Consider the following 4224-nt stretch of genomic DNA (forward strand, 5'->3'; position numbering starts at 1 on the left):
GCGGAATAGATGCCGTCGGAGCGGTCGTTGGCCTCGGCGATCACAGGCGAGAAGGCGGCGCGCGAAAAGGTCAGGTCCATCTCGTCGCAGACCTGCTGCAGGGCCGCCTGGAGGACCGAAAGGGTGATGGCGTCGAGCTTTGCCATATCAGGCCTCGCCGATATCGATGATGATGTTGCCGTCGGCGTCGCAGCGTGCGCGGTCGCCGGGTTCGAGTACGGTGGTGGCGTCCATCTGTTCGAGGATCGCCGGGCCATCGATGACCGCGTCGAGCGGCAGTTTTTCGCGTGCGTATACCGGCGTGTCGTGCCAGCGTCCGCCATACCAGACCGGCCGGATCTCGCGCCGCGCCTCGTCGAGCGTTTTTTCGCGCCCAGCCGGGTCGATCAGCCGGGACAGATCGATCGCCGGACGCACGCCGGTGACCGAGGTGTTGAGGTTGACGAGATTGGCCCGGATCTCCGGCAGCTCGACCTTGAAGCGGGCGAAATAGGCCTTTTCGAAAAGCTGCTGCAGCGTTGCCCGCGTCACCGATGAGGACGGCAATGGCACGTTGATGATATGGGTCTGGCCGACGAACTGCATGTCGGCGGAGTGGGTGACGCGGATCGTCTCCGGCTTCACCGCTTCCTTGCCGATCAGCTCTTCACCTTCGTTTCGGTGCCGTTCCAACACTGCGTGAAGTTGGGTTTCGTCGAGCACCGCCACTGGCTGGTTGATGGTGTTGACGAAGTCGTGGCGCAAGTCGGCGACGACGCAGCCGAGTGCGTTGGTGATGCCGGGACGCGCCGGCACCAGCACCCGGGGCAGGCCGAGTTCGCGCGCCAGCGCCGTTGCGTGCAGCGGGCCAGCGCCGCCAAAGGCAAACAGCGCGAAATCTCTGGGATCGTGACCACGCGACACCGAGACCATGCGGATGGCGCCGGCCATCTTCATGTTGCCGAGCCGCAGCACGGCCCCGGCTGCCTCGACACCGGACAGGCCGGTGGCCCTGCCGATCTTCTCCTCGAAGATGCCGGTGACGCGCTCTGATGTGACCGGGTTTTCGACCGCCAGCAATTTCTTCGGCGCCAGCCGGCCGAGCACAAGATTGGCGTCGGTGATGGTCGGCTCGAGGCCGCCGCGCCCGTAGCAGATCGGGCCGGGGTTGGCGCCGGCACTTTCCGGACCGATCTGGATCAGGCCGGCCGCGTCGACACGGGCGATCGAGCCGCCGCCGGCGCCGACCGTGTGCACCGCCACCATCGGCACGTGGATCGGCATCGCATATTCGATCTCGATCTCGTTTGACACCGCCGGCTCGGCATTGCGGATCAGCGCCACGTCGGTCGAAGTGCCGCCCATGTCGTACGTGACGAGGTTTTCGAAGCCGGCGCGTTTTCCGGTATAGGCGGCGGCGATGACGCCCGAGGCCGGACCGGACATGACCGTCTTGGCCGATTCACGTGTGACGAAGCGGGCCGAGATCATGCCGCCATTGCCGTTCATGATCAGGAAGTCGCGTGCATAGCCTTTTGCAGCCAGCTCCTTGCGCAGCCGCTCGACATAGCGCTCGAGGATCGGCTGCACGGAGGCGTTGACCGAAGCGGTGACGCCGCGCTCGAATTCGCGTGCTTCCGACAGCAGTGCGTGGCCTGCCGTGATGTAGCCGTTCGGCCAGAATTCGGCGGCGATTTCGGCGGCACGCCGCTCATGCGCCGGGTTGGCGTAGGAATGCAGGAAATGGATGACGAGGGATTCGCAGCCGGCCGCGATCAGCGTCTGCACAGCCTCGCGCATCTCGGCCTCGTCGAGCGGCGTACGGATCGCACCGGACGCCTCGACACGCTCCGACACTTCAAGCCTGAGATTACGCGGGATGATCGGCACGAAGCTGCCGGTCATGCCATAGGCCTGCGGCCGTGTGCGCCGGCCAAGCTCGATCACGTCGCGAAAGCCGCGCGTGGTGATCATGCCGGTTTTCGCCAGCCGGCGCTCGAGCACCGCATTGGTGGTGGTGGTCGTGCCATGCACGATGAGATCGATGCCGTCGATCGGAAATCCGGTGGCGCCGAGTGCCGAAACGACGCCGAAAGCCTGGTTGTCGACCGTGGTCGGAGTCTTGGCGATATGCACCCTGCCGCCGTCGCGTCCGTCGATCAGGAGTAGGTCGGTGAAGGTGCCGCCGACATCGATACCGGCGACGACATTTCCCAGGGAATCGCGCGCTTGCGCCGAAATATTCTCTTTCATCGTCGAAACCCGAAATGCCCGGACTACGGATATGTGTCAGTTTGGAAAGGTGTTTTACGGTAGCATCTTGACGCAAATATCGTTTGTATACTAATAAATTCCCGACACAAGAGCTTACCGCTTTGGAGTGTGCGAACAGCACGCCGGAACCTGAATGGTTCGGGCGCGCAGGTGAAGGTTTGGCGCCCGCGTCCGTGAGTTTGGGCCAGAAGGTTGGATTTGATGAACACCACATCCGCTCTCAACACCGTCGGCGCCCGCCCGCTGCAATTCCCGATTCCGGCCAACGTCTATGCCGAGACCGTCGTCTCGGTGAAGCACTATACCGACCGGCTGTTCTCGTTCCGCATCACCCGTCCGCAGTCGCTGCGCTTCCGCTCCGGCGAGTTCGTCATGATCGGCCTGCCCAATGCCGAGAAGCCGGTGTACCGCGCCTACTCGGTGGCGAGCCCGGCCTGGGACGAAGAGCTGGAATTCTTCTCGATCAAGGTGCCGGACGGCCCGTTGACCTCGGAACTGCAGAAGATCCAGGTCGGCGACACGGTCATCATGCGCCAGAAGTCGACCGGCACGCTGGTGGTCGACGCGCTGACCCCGGCCAAGCGGCTGTTCATGATCTCGACCGGCACCGGCATCGCGCCCTTCGCCAGCCTGCTGCGCGACCCCGACACCTACGAGAAATTCGATCAGCTGATCCTGACCCATACCTGCCGCGACAATGCCGAGCTCATCTACGGCCAGGAGCTGGTGGCGGCGCTGGAAAGCGACCCGCTGATCGGCGAACTGACCACTGGGCGCGTCACGCTCTACAATTCGACGACCCGCGAGGAGTCGGCGTGCATGGGCCGCATCACCGCGCTGATCGGCTCCGGCAAGTTCTACAGCGATCTCGGCATCGACAAGCTCAATCCGGAAACCGACCGCATCATGATCTGCGGCTCGATGCATATGCTGAAGGACGTCAAGGAACTGGCCGAAAGCCTCGGTTTCGTGGAAGGCTCGCTGAGCCATCCAGCGACTTTTGTGGTCGAGCGCGCCTTCGTCGGCTGAGCCGGGCATCGACACTCTCATATCCGCATTTTGACCTTTCGGTCAAAAACTAGCTGCTTTCGCAGCCTTTTTCAGCTATGAGCGCCCTAAGGACTCGTGAAGCGTGAATTCACGGGCTATCTTCGTGCGTGTCGCCCAAAGTGTCGAGCGGTTTTGGGAAGACGATGCGCACCAAGACATAAGCGCACGTCGCCGAATGAAAGGGCAGGAGATGAGCAGCACAATCCGCGAAGCCGATGTCGGCTCGTCCAAGGTGACGCCGCTGCCGGCGCGCGCCGCCGCCAACACCCCCGTCCCACACGACCATCGTATTGCGCGCAATCCAGGCATGAAGCTCGACCTCGGCTTCATGGAATCGGTGCGCAGCGTCAATCGCTCGGCGCTGGAACGGCGCGTCGCCAGCCTGACCAAGCGGCGCTCGATCAAGGCCGACAACCAGGCGGCCTGGTTGCTAAAGGCCGTCGCCTGCATGGATCTGACGACGCTGAATTCCAACGACACCGAGGAACGCGTGCGCCGGCTCTGCGCCAAGGCGATCAACCCGTTTCGCCGCGACATTGTCGAGGGTCTCGGCATTGCGGGTGAAACCATCCGGCCGGCGGCCGTCTGCGTCTACCATCCCTTCGTCGCCACCGCCGTCGACGCCGTGCGCGGCACCGGCATCCATGTCGCTGCCGTCTCCACCGCCTTTCCGCATGGCCTTGCGCCGCTGTCCACCCGTCTGCAGGAAATCGAAGCCTCGGTCCGCGACGGCGCCGACGAGATCGACGTCGTCATTCCGCGCGGCCTGGTGTTCGGCGCCAAGTGGCGGGAGCTTTACAATGAGATTGTCTCGATGCGGGCCGCCTGCGGTGACGCGCATCTGAAGGTCATCCTCGGCACCGGCGACCTCGCCACGCTGCGCAATGTCATGCTGGCCTCGATGGTGGCGATGATGGCGGG

At 63.8% G+C, this 4224-nt stretch carries 4 protein-coding genes; 2 read left to right on the forward strand and 2 right to left on the reverse strand.

The genetic code is table 11. The features are described from left to right. Both EN935_RS24635 and EN935_RS24640 read right to left on the reverse strand, forming a co-directional pair. The coding region (locus EN935_RS24635) for a hydantoinase B/oxoprolinase family protein (RefSeq protein WP_164771314.1) at window positions 1-146 on the reverse strand (146 nt) is incomplete at its 3' end. Window position 147: 1 nt separating this feature from the next. After that, window positions 148-2232, reverse strand: coding sequence for a hydantoinase/oxoprolinase family protein (locus tag EN935_RS24640; RefSeq protein ID WP_127263127.1), 2085 nt, complete (start codon window positions 2230-2232; stop codon window positions 148-150). Between the two features lie 222 nt (window positions 2233-2454). Between EN935_RS24640 and EN935_RS24645 the strand changes: the two genes are divergently transcribed. Beyond that, window positions 2455-3282: a ferredoxin--NADP reductase gene (locus EN935_RS24645; RefSeq protein ID WP_127263126.1), complete on the forward strand. Its 828-nt coding sequence runs from the start codon at window positions 2455-2457 to the stop codon at window positions 3280-3282. Window positions 3283-3493: 211 nt separating this feature from the next. Continuing rightward, window positions 3494-4224 (forward strand): deoxyribose-phosphate aldolase (locus tag EN935_RS24650; protein ID WP_127373695.1); only part of this gene is annotated, 731 nt, incomplete at its 3' end.

Source organism: Mesorhizobium sp. M7D.F.Ca.US.004.03.1.1 (assembly GCF_003998635.1).
GTDB lineage: Bacteria > Pseudomonadota > Alphaproteobacteria > Rhizobiales > Rhizobiaceae > Mesorhizobium > Mesorhizobium loti.